This is a genomic window from Dolichospermum sp. LEGE 00246, from assembly GCF_015207865.1.
GTDB classification, from domain to species: domain Bacteria; phylum Cyanobacteriota; class Cyanobacteriia; order Cyanobacteriales; family Nostocaceae; genus Dolichospermum; species Dolichospermum heterosporum.
Genome location: NZ_JADEWA010000092.1, coordinates 1 through 14,432, shown reverse-complemented (window position 1 = coordinate 14,432; position 14,432 = coordinate 1). Strand labels below are relative to the sequence as shown.

General features: G+C 35.9%; 15 protein-coding genes. 7 read left to right on the top strand and 8 right to left on the bottom strand.

Going from position 1 to position 14,432, the window contains the following annotated elements; translation table 11 throughout:
* Window positions 1-65: 65 nt before the first annotated feature.
* The 7 genes from IQ228_RS09085 to IQ228_RS09055 form a co-directional block, all read right to left on the bottom strand.
* The gene (locus tag IQ228_RS09085; RefSeq protein WP_015079055.1) at window positions 66-278 is read right to left on the bottom strand and encodes a DUF2997 domain-containing protein; all 213 of its coding nucleotides are present in this window, start codon (window positions 276-278) and stop codon (window positions 66-68) included.
* 91 nt (window positions 279-369) lie between these two features.
* Window positions 370-744, bottom strand: a complete 375-nt coding sequence (locus tag IQ228_RS09080) for a DUF1257 domain-containing protein (protein ID WP_193962691.1) — start codon at window positions 742-744, stop codon at window positions 370-372.
* Window positions 745-828: 84 nt separating this feature from the next.
* On the bottom strand, window positions 829-2,418 hold the full coding sequence (locus tag IQ228_RS09075) for an AAA family ATPase (RefSeq protein WP_193962690.1): 1,590 nt from the start codon (window positions 2,416-2,418) through the stop codon (window positions 829-831).
* A gap of 134 nt (window positions 2,419-2,552) precedes the next feature.
* Complete coding sequence (locus IQ228_RS09070; protein ID WP_370566857.1) at window positions 2,553-3,734, bottom strand: SUMF1/EgtB/PvdO family nonheme iron enzyme; 1,182 nt, start codon at window positions 3,732-3,734, stop codon at window positions 2,553-2,555.
* A gap of 673 nt (window positions 3,735-4,407) precedes the next feature.
* Window positions 4,408-4,689, bottom strand: coding sequence for a hypothetical protein (locus tag IQ228_RS26530; protein ID WP_228043771.1), 282 nt, complete (start codon window positions 4,687-4,689; stop codon window positions 4,408-4,410).
* Between the two features lie 491 nt (window positions 4,690-5,180).
* On the bottom strand, window positions 5,181-5,510 hold the full coding sequence (locus tag IQ228_RS09060) for an XRE family transcriptional regulator (RefSeq protein WP_027403304.1): 330 nt from the start codon (window positions 5,508-5,510) through the stop codon (window positions 5,181-5,183).
* Window positions 5,507-5,863 carry a type II toxin-antitoxin system RelE/ParE family toxin gene (locus IQ228_RS09055; protein ID WP_193962689.1) on the bottom strand — a complete coding sequence of 119 codons (357 nt, stop codon included), beginning with the start codon at window positions 5,861-5,863 and terminating at the stop codon, window positions 5,507-5,509. The genes IQ228_RS09060 and IQ228_RS09055 overlap by 4 nt, the downstream gene beginning before the upstream one ends.
* 522 nt (window positions 5,864-6,385) lie before the next feature.
* On the opposite strand from IQ228_RS09055, the gene IQ228_RS09050 reads away from it, so the two are divergent.
* From IQ228_RS09050 to IQ228_RS09035, 4 genes are all read left to right on the top strand, one after another.
* Complete coding sequence (locus IQ228_RS09050) at window positions 6,386-6,646, top strand: hypothetical protein (protein WP_193962688.1); 261 nt, start codon at window positions 6,386-6,388, stop codon at window positions 6,644-6,646.
* A 159-nt stretch (window positions 6,647-6,805) separates the two neighbouring features.
* Entirely contained in the window at window positions 6,806-7,003 is a 198-nt protein-coding gene (locus tag IQ228_RS09045; RefSeq protein WP_027403308.1) for a hypothetical protein, read from the top strand.
* Between the two features lie 86 nt (window positions 7,004-7,089).
* Complete coding sequence (locus IQ228_RS09040; RefSeq protein WP_255549957.1) at window positions 7,090-7,383, top strand: type II toxin-antitoxin system VapC family toxin; 294 nt, start codon at window positions 7,090-7,092, stop codon at window positions 7,381-7,383.
* 1,119 nt (window positions 7,384-8,502) lie between these two features.
* Window positions 8,503-8,892: a DUF1815 family protein gene (locus IQ228_RS09035; protein WP_027403310.1), complete on the top strand. Its 390-nt coding sequence runs from the start codon at window positions 8,503-8,505 to the stop codon at window positions 8,890-8,892.
* 168 nt (window positions 8,893-9,060) lie between these two features.
* Here the strand turns inward: IQ228_RS09035 and IQ228_RS09030 are convergent, their stop codons facing one another.
* The gene (locus tag IQ228_RS09030; protein WP_027403311.1) at window positions 9,061-9,906 is read right to left on the bottom strand and encodes an alpha/beta fold hydrolase; all 846 of its coding nucleotides are present in this window, start codon (window positions 9,904-9,906) and stop codon (window positions 9,061-9,063) included.
* Between the two features lie 672 nt (window positions 9,907-10,578).
* Between IQ228_RS09030 and metG the strand changes: the two genes are divergently transcribed.
* From metG to lptC, 3 genes are all read left to right on the top strand, one after another.
* Complete coding sequence (gene metG, locus IQ228_RS09025) at window positions 10,579-12,174, top strand: methionine--tRNA ligase (protein WP_027403312.1); 1,596 nt, start codon at window positions 10,579-10,581, stop codon at window positions 12,172-12,174.
* A 363-nt stretch (window positions 12,175-12,537) separates the two neighbouring features.
* Complete coding sequence (locus IQ228_RS09020; RefSeq protein WP_027403313.1) at window positions 12,538-13,167, top strand: NYN domain-containing protein; 630 nt, start codon at window positions 12,538-12,540, stop codon at window positions 13,165-13,167.
* On the top strand, window positions 13,167-14,411 hold the full coding sequence (lptC, locus tag IQ228_RS09015; protein WP_027403314.1) for an LPS export ABC transporter periplasmic protein LptC: 1,245 nt from the start codon (window positions 13,167-13,169) through the stop codon (window positions 14,409-14,411). Before IQ228_RS09020 ends, lptC begins: the two co-directional genes overlap by 1 nt.
* Window positions 14,412-14,432 lie beyond the last annotated feature (21 nt).

The window sequence follows — 14,432 nt, the reverse complement described above, 5'->3', positions numbered from 1 at the left end:
GTTTATGTAGCTGGTGTTCAGATCCCCGACTTCTTTAAGAAGTCGGGGATCTAGTTTATTCTAGTTTATTGTTGTTGTAAAGATTGATTTTCGGAAGTGGTAATTAACTCATCATCTTGATAATATTCCGGTAACAATTCCTGAGATTCTATTTCTCCCAAGGACTTTTCTAACCCTTTTGTTGTTTCCACACAACTAGAACCGATTGCATTTAAAACCCGTTCCACAATTTTACCATCTTTACCAATGCGATATTCAACTTTTTGATATTCAGCCATAATGATTTTTCCTTTTGTCCTCAGATCCCCGACTTCTTACCTTATTTAATCATTTATTGATAAAATCTTAAAAAGAAGTCGGGGATCTTATTTAAACCCATCTACCAACTAAAACCCGCACAGTACCATCTGCTAAAACTTCCTCTTCCTCCACATTAAAACCCTCAGTTTGTATGGTTTCCATCAAAGTTTTATGGGCGTACTTTTGACTAATATTATTAATAAACTCCTGCTGATTAATTTTCGCACCCCAAAAATCAGCAACTAATTCATAACCTTCTCCATTTTTACGAAAACCTAAATCATAACCATTAGATTGCTTAATCACATACTCAGCATTAGTTTTATCACCCATATAACCCCGAACCTGAGTATTTTGTTCAACTTGATAACCTAACTCTTGCAAAACGTCAAGCAAAACTTCACCCTGTTTAATTTGCACCTTAATAGTTGTAAAATGAGACATAAAAAATCAACTCCTATAAAAATCTCTCCAAAACCTCTTCCCTCCGCGTCCTCCGCGCCTCTGCGGTTCGTTTTCTTTTATTATTTAATCCACCTCCAAAGGACCCAAACCCTGCTGCTGAGAATAAACCTTCAACTCCTCAATTAACAGTGTATCAATAGAAGCCGTTCTTGCGCCAGCTTCCGCAGCCCAGCGTTTTAAACTAGTAATTTGTTCCTTAGCAATAGCCGCCAAAGGAACAGTTTCCGATACCGCCGCTAAAATATCTTCAGTGTGAAAATCCCGCCTATTTCCATCTATTAAACTACCAAAAGCGCGGTGCATACCATCAATAATTACCTGTTGAATTTCTGCACCGCTAAAATTTTCGCTATTTTTGGCAAGTCTTTGTAAATCAAATTCTCGCAGTCGGGAAGGACGGATTTTTTGCAAGTGGACTTTAAAAATATCATGGCGTTCTTTTTCCGTGGGTAAATTTAAAAAGAATATTTCATCAAATCGGCCTTTTCTTAATAACTCGGCTGGTAATATTTGCACATTATTAGCAGTAGCCACCATAAACACCGGACTGGTTTTTTCTTGCATCCAGGTAATGAGTGTACCAAATACCCGGCGCGATGTTCCAGAGTCACCATCTACACCACTATTAATATTACCAAATGCCTTATCTATTTCATCCATCCATAATACACAGGGTGATATTGCTTCTGCTAATTGTATCATTTGGCGAATGCGATTTTCACTTTCTCCGACTATTCCCCCAAATAATCTCCCCACGTCTAAACGTAACAATGGTAAACGCCATTCATGGGCGATAGTTTTGGCTGATAATGATTTTCCTGTTCCTTGGATTCCTACTAATAAAACGCCTTTGGGGTTGGGTATTCCATAACGTCTTGCTTCTTCGGTAAAAGCATCTTGACGCATTCGCACCCACTGTTTAAGATTTTCTAAACCACCGACGTTTTTTAATGATTCATTGGCGGTGTAAAATTCTAAGATTCCGGTTTGGCGAACTGCTTGTTTTTTCTCCTCTAAAACTCTATCAATATCTGTTTCGTTAACTTGTCCTTTTGCTGCTAAAGCGGCGGCTAATACTCTTCTAATTCTCGCCCGACTTAATCCTTGACAGGCTTTGATTAATTGTTCTTTTCCCAGTCCATTTAAGTTAAGTTTTTCGGGGACTATTAATTGCTGAATTAAATAATCTATTTCTTCGATGTTGGGCAAGGGAAAATCAATTACTGTAATTTCTTCTTGTAGTTCTGGGGGAATGGTTAAAGTATAACTGGTGAGGATGAGGGTTTGGCGTGTGCGTTTGAGTTGACGGGTGAGGTTTTTGATAGCACGAATAATGGGAGCATTTTTTTCTGTTTCGGGGTTTTTGAGGATGAAATGAATGTCTCGCAATACAAATATTGTGGTTGTATTTTCTGGGGTTTTGGTAATTCTTGATAATGCACCCATGACTGAACCTTTATCAGTTCCGTTGTCATCCCAACCGGTGACGATATCCCATAATAATAGTTGTCGTGGTGTCTGGGATATTTGGGTGAGTTGTTGCAGGACTTGTTCTATTGGTTCTTCTTCGACTCCGACTATATATAGTAGGGGATAGCGGGCGCGAAGCATGAGGTCTATTTGTTGGATGAGTTCTTGATGGGGGTTATTCATTATGTATAAATAGGGGGGTTAGTTGTTAGTTTATTGGGTTTTTTATTTCGCGCAAAGTTGCAAAGAATAATAAATGTCTGAATCAGGATGTCCAGGATTTGAGGATGTACAGGATGTGATTGTTTGATTATTGGTTAGTTGTTGATTATTAGTATAGAGAAAAGTGAATATTGATGAAGTGAGATAGTGCTATTAAGTCCTCGCCACACCACTACATACAACCCGAAAACCAATATGGTTGAGGTAGCTGATGAGGATGTCGTTGCCACGAAAAGCAGAACGGCAGCAGGATTGTTGTCCCACGAACCACCGCGCAGCAGCCTTGCGTTCTTCCTCTTTTTATTATCTAGCCATGCGCTTCCATCTGTTGGCGCACCTTCATAGTTAGTATGCCAATTATCTTGACACCACTCCCATACATTGCCGTACATATCGTATAATCCAAAATTATTGGCTAATCCAAAACTCCCTACTTCTCTTGTTCCTTTTCTACAAACTCCTTGAGGTCCTTGTCCATAAGTATAATTACCCCCATAGTTAGCTAAGTCCGTTGTAATCGTCTCTCCAAAGTGAAATGGTGTGTTAGTTCCCGCTCTACAAGCATATTCCCATTCGGCTTCACTTGGTAATCTATAGTTTTTTCCTGTCTTTTGACTTAACTTTTGACAGAAAGCCACGGCATTATTCCAACTAACTTGTTCAACTGGACGATTACTACCTTTGAAATAAGAAGGATTAGTTCCCATAATAGCTTGATATTGTACCTGTGTTACCGAATATTTTCCCATGAAGAAACTAGGAACTGTAACTTGATGCTGAGGACTTTCCCAAGCACTTATTCCTATTTCATTTTCTGGTGAACCCATCATAAAAGTACCTCCAGGAATTGCAGCCATTTCTAGTTTTACACCATTGCCCAAATATTCTAGAAAATATCTAGCTATACGTGGCTGACGTTGAATAATTTCCCCAAATTTGTTGACTGTTAATACTTCAATTTGTTCTAGTTTAAAACCTAGTTTATCAGGATTTTGTAATATTTGCTTAATTTTTGTTTCCGTTCTTTTATTTAATATTAAATAAGCCGCATTTTGAATATCCCAAGATTCATCTTTTAAACCTGCAATTACTAAATCTAAACCCTGTTCTCCATAATTCAATGCTTGCTCAAGTGCAGCAATTCTTACATTTGAATTTGGATTTTTCAACCGCAATTTTACCCCTTCAATTCCACCTAAAACGGCTGCACTTTCTAGAGATGGACTATTACCACCAAGCACAGCATCGTATTCTCGCGGTTGTTGTGGATTATTCATGATTGGTTAATGGTTGGTTTCATGTATGCTGTATATAAAATAGCATATTATTGTCTGATAGCGTAGCGTGGCGTTAGCCATATCAGGATGTCCAGGATTTAAGGATGTACAGGATGTGATTGGATGATTTTTTGTTGTGTGGTGAATGTTGTGGTTGTCTGAATCAGGATGTCCAGGATTTAAGGATGTACAGGATGTGATTGTTTAATTATTGGTTAGGTGTTGATGATTAGTATGGAAAAAGGTTAATTTTTATGAAATTACTGTAATAATCAATACATGATTCACGTCTAGTAATCATCAAATAACAATCCTGTAAATCCTCTAATCCTGGTTATCCCGATTCTGACAAAAAATTATAAACTGAGTCACTAACCATCAAATAACAATCCTGTAAATCCTATAATCCTGGTTATCCTGATTCAGACAAAAAATTCTAACTTTTTGACTTTTGACTTCCCGAAGGTAGTCCTGATTCTGACAAATAGAAACTTGACGAAGTTGAAAATATACTCTAATATAAAAATATAGGATGCAGCAGACATGATTTAGGCGTTGAAAGATAGTCTAAACATGACATCCCGTTACCTTTATGGTCGAGGAATTCCGGTAAAGACGTTCTGAATACCAAAAATTGATTTTTGGCGAAGACTCCTCAAGGAGTCTTTGTTATTTAAGGACTGGGTAATTTTTTATTATTTAATAAGTTTTTGGCTATCACAAAAAAGCGAACTTTTTTGATTTTACCTATACCATCATATTTAGGGTAGGCGCTTTCTACGTGCAACCTCAGCTTTTTACTTTCCCGAAATACTGTAAAAACAACAAAATAATCAACTTCAATACCATTGGAATCTAAAATTTTAACGGTTGCAAAGTTTCCATATCCAGCATGACATACTAATGTTGTTTTTTCACCCAGTGACTTGATAATGCTGGGTAAATGCTTTGACAAATTGTATCTTTCAAAATTGAATGGCCTAGACTGGAGCATTATACATCAATAAATTTGATTCTTCGCTGCTCAGTTCATCCGATTCTTTCGTAAAACAATGTGAGCTATATGTGACGATAAATCTGTATGTGAATGGGTTATTTTCATCTGTATCATCAGTATATTCAACCCAGTGAACATCAAGATGTGATAAGTCGTAAACTTGACCATTAAATGTGAAATTTCTCCAGTGTTTAACCTCCGTTTTGACTGTATTAAAATTTTTACCCATGAGTTAATATAAGCTGCTATTATTTATACAATAATCTTGTAATCTTAATAGTATAAAAATCACAATGTCAAGTATTTAAAGTTTACAGGATGTTCTTGTTTAATTATTGGTTGGTTGTTGATGATTAGTATGGAGAAAGTAAATATTTATGAAGTGAGATGTAAAAATAAATACATAAATAACAGCCATTAACCATCAAATAACCATCCTGAAAATCCTTTCATCCTGGATATCCTGATTCTGACAAATTCATCATAATAGGTTCTTTGTTAGGAAGTTTGATAATAATTTCCATAGTTCCTCCTAAAGCATTAACAACATTACGCAGCGTATTTAATTCTAAACTTTCTCCACTTTCTAAATCAGATATTTCTTTTTGGGATAACTCCAAACTAGCAGCTAATTCTGATTGTGATAAACCCAGTTTTTCCCCCAAATGTTGAAGCGTAATTTCTTCTAACCTTATTTCAGAAGTTCTTGCAGCAATAATTTCTTTTCTTTCTTGAGAAAGTTGATTTAATTCTTCAGATAAAGTTGTATATTTTTTCATGATTTTTCTTCCTTGATTGTCTCCAAATATCCTCTATATCGTTTATCTGCTATGGGAATATTTTCTTTATACCATTTTTTATTACCAGCTTTATTACCTCCAACTAATAAAATCGCTTGTCTTTTAGGATCAAATGCAAATAAAATCCGCCAAGGTTCTCCTTGATGTTGAATACGCAGTTCTTTCATATTGCTGAAATCAGAACCTTCTAAAGTATCAACTCTTGGTCTTCCTAAACCGGGTCCAAATTCTGCTAAAATACCTAATACAGCAAATACTTCATTTTGAAATCCCTGTTCTTGTTGATAAAACCAAATTCTAAAATCAGGATCAAATATTATATTCCATTCCATAAATTCATTTAACTTATTCTATTTTATCTCAATCAGTTGTACATTGTTATAAATCAATTTTTGTTTGATATATCCTCTATTAAATATACCATATTTGGGTAATTTTGCTAGGTTTTTAGATAAATTTAATATTGTCAGAATCAGGATGTCCAGGATTTAAGGATGTACAGGATGTGATTGGATGATTTTTTGTTGTGTGGTGAATGTTGTGGTTGTCAGAATCAGGATGTCCAGGATTTAAGGATGTACAGGATGTGATTGGATGATTTTTTGTTGTGTGGTGAAAGTTGTGGTTGTCAGAATCAGGATATCCTGATTCAGACAAAAGGTTAATTTTTATGAAATTACTTTAATAATCAATACATGATTCACGTCTAGTAATCATCAAATAATCATCCTGAAAATCCTATAATCCTGGGTATCCTGATATGGCTAACGCCACGCTTCGCTATCAGACAATATGTTACAATTGGAATAGAGGTAAAATCAAAAATTCCGTAATTAAATTGATCAGAAAAGACCATGCAACAAATTAATTTTGATGCTCGTGTAGATGAAAATGGTTGTTTATACCTGAAACTTCCCCCAAATTTTGCCGGGATGGAAATAACAGGAAAACTTTTATATCAAGTTCATCCTATTTCCTTACCCAATCGCCAAGAGAACAAAATTGATATTAATCTTGTTCGGAGTATTTGTCATCAGATTAGAAATTTACCAGTTCTTGATAGCAGAACTCCTGATGAAATTATTGGTTATAACGATTTTGGAATCCTAGAATAATGGTTATTGATACTTCTGCTATTATGGCAATTATTTATGCTATTAATTGATGCTATATTTGATGTAGACAATAATCATCCTGTAAATCCTCTAATCCTGGTTATCCTGATTCTGACATTATGTTACAATCTGAATTGAGAGAAACAGGAGCATAAAACTATGCCATTAATCAAAATACCAAGACATTATCTTGTATCTCAAGATGAAGATTCAATTACAGTAGATGTACCAGAATCAATGCTATCACATTGGAAAAAAAACTATGAAAAAATTATTCAAGCCAAAGGAATTTTAAAGCATAAAAAAGCAGCAATGTTAGCTCATTTAGATACTCTGCGTCAGGAATGGGAAGAATAAAATATCTTTATGATACCAATATTTTTATTTACTATCTAGCCGATGATATAACAGTTAATTCATAGTTTACAGAAGAGTTTTTGAATTTGCACGAAATTCTAGTTTCACCGATTATCCGCATTGAATTACTGAGTTTTGCCGACTTATCAAAAGAGGAGGAACAGTCTATTGAAGATTTACTATCTCAGTTTAATACAGTTCCATTTTTACGAGAAATTGAAAATCAGACAATCCAAATCAAACGACAATATAAAATTAAACTTCCTGATGCAATTATCGCCGCTACAGCAGTAAATCAAGACGCATTTTTAGTAACAAGAAATGTCGGTGATTTTAAAGGAATTACTGGACTAAAGATTGAGAATCCTTTTGTTAATTGATAATGGAGGAAGGTATGACTTTTATTAAGTTCTGCTGCTTGTAATCTCCTCTCAGCTTTTTCTAACAGTCTTTGTTGTTCAGGATTCATATTACTAAACCATCTTTTCTAAGATTACGAAAAAAACCACTATCATGATTTTCTAGTTGTTCAGAATTAGCAAAAGCAAAACTGATTAAAAATAGCATATTATTGTCAGAATCAGGACACTCTTAGGGAAGTCAAAAATTTACATTTGTCTGAATCAGGATGTCCAGGATTTGAGGATGTACAGGATGTGATTGTTTAGAGACTTCCAAGAAATAAATTATCCTAAGAAACGAACCACAGAGGCACAGAGTACACAGAGAGAGAATTTCTGCATCAGTTTTGGGACATTTTTTTATTTGGAAGTCTCTTAATTATTGGTTGGTTGTTGATGATTAGTATGAAGAAAGGTTCATTTTTATCAAATTATTGTAATAATCAATACATCATTCACGTCTAGTAATTATCAAATAATCATCCTGTTAATCCTATAATCCTGGTTATCCTGATTCTGACAAAATATTATAAACTGAGTCATTAACCATCAAATTACAATCCTGTAAATCCTCTAATCCTAATCAGTGTTATGGAGGGTATTAAAAATATATATTAAAAACGATACATTAATTAAGTATATTCAACACTTGCGTTAATCTCAATCTATGCTATATCATTCGAGGTTTATTTGAAGTGGAGGTAAAAACACAAAGAACGAAAATAAGCGTTAGACTAAATAAATCATCTTAATATGGTTCTATATGACCTGTAATAGTGCCAAGTATGGCTTTAAAGGACTTGACTATGAAGGAATTTAAGCTAGGCTAATAAGGTCTAAATTTTATTAGGTACAGTTCCGACAGAGCAATAAAGCCAAAATGTAAATTTTAGTAATTGAGCCTGCTATAACTACCTGATGAATTGAATAGCCTGATACTTATTCAAGAATCGTTATCTACTAACCTAGACAAGTTAACTAATTAACGAACTCATGAAACACTAAAAATTGTAAAATCTATTTTACAACACCGATTCATGAGAAAATCTAAAGAAAATATAAAATAAACTCAAATGACTGTGGTGTCTGGAGGGACAAGTGTTTTTAAGACTAGCAAACGAGCATAGACAATTTGTTCAAGATTTAGTAATGAATTTGCAAGCTCTAGCAGTTGTACTAGAGAGGTATGGTTATCCGGCTTCTTGTTATACTTGCGGCGACCAAATGAACAGTGCATCTTTTATGGTAAGCTTAGGCGATAATCACTTAATTCGCTTTTTAGTATCCGATTATGGGATTACTTGGACAGAAATGCGTGATGATAGAGAGTTAATGAAATTAGAGGGTGCAGAAGCAATTAATCAGTTAGAAGAACTAGCAACCCTTGTTAAAGAGGCGATGCAAACTTCTAGAGGTACTGAGTATTCATCTCCGAAGAGTAAACGGATGTTACAGAATACAGCGGGAAGTGTGAAAACTCACCGATAATCTCCTGACAATATATTGGTATTTCAGGTTGCTATTTTCTATTACCTATAGAAGGATGAAAATAGGCTGATCATCTCTCTGGAGAATTGCACATTGTAGGGGCAAGACCCTTTCGGACGCAAGCTAGATAAATTGCCCCTATACCCCCTATACTAATACAACCGGGCTTCACACGGACTTGGTGAAAATAGGACTGTCCGTTGATTTGGTAATTTTCGGTATATTAATATTAACTTCTAAAAAATCATTATCTTTGAGAATTTGATAGAGATTGACATCCTTCTCTAATAAACAGGCATGACCGCTATGTGGTAATATGAATGTCTGGCTATTTGGTAAAATACCTGCCAATCGAGTAATTTCACTTACAGAGGGTAATAAGCGATCGCTACCACTGCCAATGAGTAAAATTGGTTGTGTTAGCTGTTGTAGCTCTTTGCTATCAACCTGGAAATCTCGCAGTAAGGATAAGCGCCAATTTACGGTTGCTGATGGTAGGGAACGCATAGCTGTAAGTAGTGTATGGCGATCGCTTGGAGAAATCCGTTCTAATGATGCTAGAAACGGCAACAAACCCAACGCACCAATATCAAATAGGAATGATGGCACAAATTGAGTAGCCGGGGATATCCAATTAAACCAAGATTGCTGCTGCAAAGCCGAAGCAGGATTAATTAAGATAATACGCTTAAATAACTGCGGTGACTGGATGGCGACTTGTATTGCTAAACAACCACCAAAAGATTCACCACATAGATATATTTTCCGTTGACAGCTTTTTTCTAACTCAGCGTGAACCAAGTCCAAAACATTCCTCGCTAAAACATCCCAAGTTGCCAGATAGTCTTTGGGTATAGCCAAGCAACGAATATCTAAACCAGAGGCTAATTCCGGGATTTGAGATTGAAATAACTCACCAGTCCCATCCATACCTGGTAAATAGATGAATAAAGGAGAATCTGATTTTACTGGATTTGGCGTTAAAAAACAAGGTTTAGGATCAACTGCTGGCATTTTACTTATTTTTATTCGTCTACTCTATCTTTAACTTTACCCTCTTCGGTATCCAGATAGGGATTGTGATGAAATTTTTATCTTTTCTCATCTGTCTAAAATCAACCTTTCCAGATAAAAAATCATCCACTCTGAAACCATAATTACAGAATTTATAGCAATTTGTATTCATGATATATAAGTATGTGAGTCGGCATTCAGTCGCTAGACATTAGCTAAATGCTGCGAGTAAATTTCTAATAGTTAGTTCAATGATTAATGAATTAAAATTCCCAAACAAGGCTCGCTAAATTAGGAATTTCTAGAACAACAACCTAGTAAATTACTCAGAATTGCAACTAACAGTTTAGTCAATTATTACTGGGAACATCTAATATGCAAAATCATATCCACACAATTAGTTATATCGCTAGATTTTCAGTTAGTGTATTCTCTGTAACTACTAAGGACAGAAACAAGTTTTACCATGATTATTAGTAAATACTTTCTCTGATTTAGTTAAAAATCAGGTGGATTTATAGAAGTAATTAAACAATTCTTCAGTCCATAAACTTGTTATCCATCGCCAGGAGTTTGAAAAAAAAGTAGCAATGTTATATAATTACGTAGTTTTGTCTAAATCATCTAGATTATTAATAGAGAAAACTGATTAATAATTTGCTTTTATAGTCCATGAATCTTGTGAATAAAACAGAAAAGACTTTTGCACTGACCACACCACTATACTATGTCAACGATGTTCCGCATATTGGCAGTGCTTATACAACTATAGCAGCGGATGTAGTAGCCAGATTTAATCGCTTACAGGGACATCAAGTGCTACTAGTTACAGGTACAGATGAACACGGGCAAAAAATTCAGCGTTCAGCAGCAAATTTAGGAAAACCACCCCAAGATTTTTGTGATGAAATCGTTCCTAGTTTTCTTAACTTGTGGGATTTACTCGATATTCAATATGATCGCTTTAGTCGGACTACAGCACCCCGTCACCAAGCGATAGTGAAAGAGTTTTTTCAGCGAGTTTGGGAAACTGGTGACATCTACCAAGGACAACAGAAAGGTTGGTACTGCGTTTCCTGTGAAGAATTCAAGGAAGAACGGGATTTACTTGCAGACAAACACTGTCCCACCCATACTAACAAACAAGTAGAGTGGCGAGACGAGCAGAACTATTTTTTTCGCTTGTCTAAATATCAAACCCAGCTAGAGGAGTTTTACCAATCCCACCCAGATTTTATCCAACCTGTCAGCAGACGGAATGAAGTTTTCAATTTTGTCGCTCAAGGTTTACAGGACTTTTCAATTTCCCGGGTAAATCTGGATTGGGGTTTTCCTGTACCTGTGAATCCTCAACATACATTATATGTGTGGTTTGATGCCTTGCTGGGTTATGTTACGGCATTGTTAGAACCAGATGCAGAACCAACTATAGCTAATGCTTTACAAACATGGTGGCCGATTAACCTGCACCTGATTGGTAAAGATATTTTACGCTTTCATGCTGTGTACTGGCCAGCAATGTTGATGTCAGCAGGTTTACCTTTACCAGACAGGGTATTTGGACATGGTTTTTTAACTAAAGATGGTCAAAAAATGGGGAAGACTTTAGGTAATACCCTTGATCCTATTACTTTAGTGGAAAATTATGGTAGTGATGCCGTTCGTTATTACTTCCTTAAGGAAATCGAATTTGGTAAAGATGGCGATTTTAATGAAATAAGGTTCATTAATGTTTTGAATGCAGATTTGGCGAATGATTTAGGTAATTTGTTAAATCGGACTTTAAACATGGTGAAGAAATACTGTGCTAGTCAAGTACCGTCCATTAGCCAATCAGCTATTCCCATTGACAATCCTTTGAAAACAATGGGTTTGCAGTTAGGAGAAAAGGTGAAACAAGCATACACAGCATTAGCTTTCAATGAAGCCTGTCACTATGTTCTATCTCTGGTACAAGCCAGTAATAAGTTTATTGATGATCAAGCTCCTTGGTCATTATATAAACAAGGTAAGCAGGGGGAAGTGGAAGTGGTGCTATATGCGGTGCTGGAATCTGTAAGACTAGCAGCTTATCTTCTCTCCCCAATTATTCCTAATATCAGCAGTGATATTTATCAGCAATTAGGCTGGGGAATAAATTTTAATGAACAAAAAGAAAGTGCAATTTTAGCTCCTTTTTGTACCCACTCAACATGGGGAATATTATCCGATAAACAAATATTGGGAACGCCAAAACCAGTTTTTAAACGGATAGAAACATCAAAATAAAAGGTAAGGATTTAGGATACAGAATGTTTGATATGGCAAGCAATAGGGAAGAGAATCAGAAAATATTCTTCATCCTTCTTTCTGACTCCTGACTGGGCGCAGGCCCTGCGCCCCTACCTCCTGACTCGGTGACTTCTCACAATAAAAGATTAATTTTGGGAACTGCGAATTTCTTCAAAAAACAATTCGGGGCTACTATTAAAGGCTTGTAGCAGCTAAAGGGAGTGAATAATCAAAACAGTTTTACTGATGATTGATAACTCCTAATGTATTAGCCCCAGAGACTTATCATAAGCAACTCTAACAAGTAGATAGTTAGAAATTTCTATCATAACAGGGATAACAACACAAGGTATGACAACAATGTTGAACAATTTTGAAAACGACTCAATATTTACCCCAGAACAGGTTTTGGAAAATCGGGGTCGGGTGGCTATCTTTATTGATGGCTCAAACTTATTCTATGCGGCACTACAACTAGGAATCGAAATTGATTACACTAAGTTATTGTGCCGGTTGACTGGCGGATCAAGGCTATTACGGGCTTTTTTCTATACAGGAGTGGATCGGACAAATGAGAAACAACAAGGCTTTTTGTTGTGGATGCGTCGTAACGGTTATCGGGTGATTGCTAAGGATTTGGTGCAATTACCAGATGGCTCTAAAAAAGCTAACTTAGATGTGGAAATAGCTGTTGATATGATGGCATTGTGCGATTCCTATGATACCGCAGTTTTAGTCAGCGGTGACGGCGATTTGGCTTATGCTGTCAATTCTGTCAGCTATCGTGGGGTGAGGGTAGAGGTGGTGAGTTTGCGTTCTATGACTAGTGATAGTTTAATTAATGTGAGCGATCGCTATATTGATTTAGAAGCCATCAAAGAAGATATCCAAAAAACTCCCCGCCAAAGTTATCCATATCGGCCATTGTCTAGTATGGGCTTTTTAGACGATCCTAGAGATAGTAATAGACATCTAGAAGTTCCAGAATAATGCAAGATTCACAAGCGAGGGAGAATGGAAGACAAGATGGAAAACATCAGAGGGGAATTAAAAATCATTCTCCCCACTTCTATTCATTTTTGGGGTTAACATCACTAACTAATTGGTTTTACCTGCCTTTGATATTATGTTTAGGCTTATGCTTGTCGAGTTGCGGTAATCCATCACCTACCCAATCAAAAACTGATCCTTCATCTCCAAAAGATGATGATACTAAGGTAACTTTTTTTAGGATTGTTTTTGAACAATTTGATGAGGTAGGTAGACCAATTTGGAAAGTTAAAGCTAAAGAGGCAAAGTACACTACAGATAAACAAGTAGGTCAGGCGGAAAATCCTGAAGGGGAACTTTACCAAGATGGAAAAGTTGTCTACCAAATTAAAGCAGAAAAAGCTGACATTAAGCAAGATGGTAAGCAACTATTTCTTCAAGGTAAAATTGTCGCTACTGATACTCGTAATGGGATTGTCTTCAAGGGTAATGAGCTAGAATGGCGGCCTCAAGAAGATTTATTAATTGTTCGCAATCAGTTAAATGGTAGTCATAAACAATTACAGGCTGTAGCTCAAGAGGCAAAGATTAAAACTCGTGAACAACGGGTAGAATTTTCACAAGGAGTAGTTGCTAAATCCACAGATCCACAGTTGCAAATGCGAACTGAGCATTTAATGTGGCATCTTAAGGAAGAGAAATTATTTAGCGATCGCCCAATTCAAATAGAAAGATATAAAGATAACAAAATTACTGCACGTGGTCAGGGTAACGCCGCAGAAATTAATTTAAAAACTCAAATTGCGACTCTCAAACCACAGGCAAAATTAGAGTTAATAGATCCACCAATGCAAATTACTAGTAACTCTATAACCTGGAATATTAACAAAGAAAATATTACCACAAATTCTCCTATTCGCATATTCCAAGCTGCTGAGAATGTCACTGTCACCGCTAATCAGGGAAAAATGAAAATACCAGAAAACACGGTGTATCTCACTGGTAATGTTAATGCGGTTGGAAAACGTAGTCAGTCTTTAAAATCAAATCAACTAACTTGGTATTTAGATAAAAAATTGTTAGAAGCTCAAGGAAATATAATTTATCGTCAAATTGAACCAAAATTAACTTTTCAAGGGGAAACAGCCGTCGGTAATTTGGAAACAGAAAATATTGTTGTTAAAGGTGGTAATTCCTCCGAAAGCAGAGTAGTCACAGAAATTATCCCCCAGGGGGAAAGGTAGGGGGAGTTGGGGGAGTAGGGG

Bases quoted from the DNA above. Each gene is read 5' to 3' on its own strand.
- IQ228_RS09085 (WP_015079055.1), bottom strand. From the start codon at position 278: ATGGCTGAATATCAAAAAGTTGAATATCGCATTGGTAAAGATGGTAAA.
- IQ228_RS09080 (WP_193962691.1), bottom strand. From the start codon at position 744: ATGTCTCATTTTACAACTATTAAGGTGCAAATTAAACAGGGTGAAGTT.
- IQ228_RS09075 (WP_193962690.1), bottom strand. From the start codon at position 2,418: ATGAATAACCCCCATCAAGAACTCATCCAACAAATAGACCTCATGCTT.
- IQ228_RS09070 (WP_370566857.1), bottom strand. From the start codon at position 3,734: ATGAATAATCCACAACAACCGCGAGAATACGATGCTGTGCTTGGTGGT.
- IQ228_RS09060 (WP_027403304.1), bottom strand. From the start codon at position 5,510: ATGAAAAAATATACAACTTTATCTGAAGAATTAAATCAACTTTCTCAA.
- IQ228_RS09055 (WP_193962689.1), bottom strand. From the start codon at position 5,863: ATGGAATGGAATATAATATTTGATCCTGATTTTAGAATTTGGTTTTAT.
- IQ228_RS09050 (WP_193962688.1), top strand. From the start codon at position 6,386: ATGCAACAAATTAATTTTGATGCTCGTGTAGATGAAAATGGTTGTTTA.
- IQ228_RS09045 (WP_027403308.1), top strand. From the start codon at position 6,806: ATGCCATTAATCAAAATACCAAGACATTATCTTGTATCTCAAGATGAA.
- IQ228_RS09030 (WP_027403311.1), bottom strand. From the start codon at position 9,906: ATGCCAGCAGTTGATCCTAAACCTTGTTTTTTAACGCCAAATCCAGTA.
- metG (WP_027403312.1), top strand. From the start codon at position 10,579: ATGAATCTTGTGAATAAAACAGAAAAGACTTTTGCACTGACCACACCA.
- IQ228_RS09020 (WP_027403313.1), top strand. From the start codon at position 12,538: ATGTTGAACAATTTTGAAAACGACTCAATATTTACCCCAGAACAGGTT.
- lptC (WP_027403314.1), top strand. From the start codon at position 13,167: ATGCAAGATTCACAAGCGAGGGAGAATGGAAGACAAGATGGAAAACAT.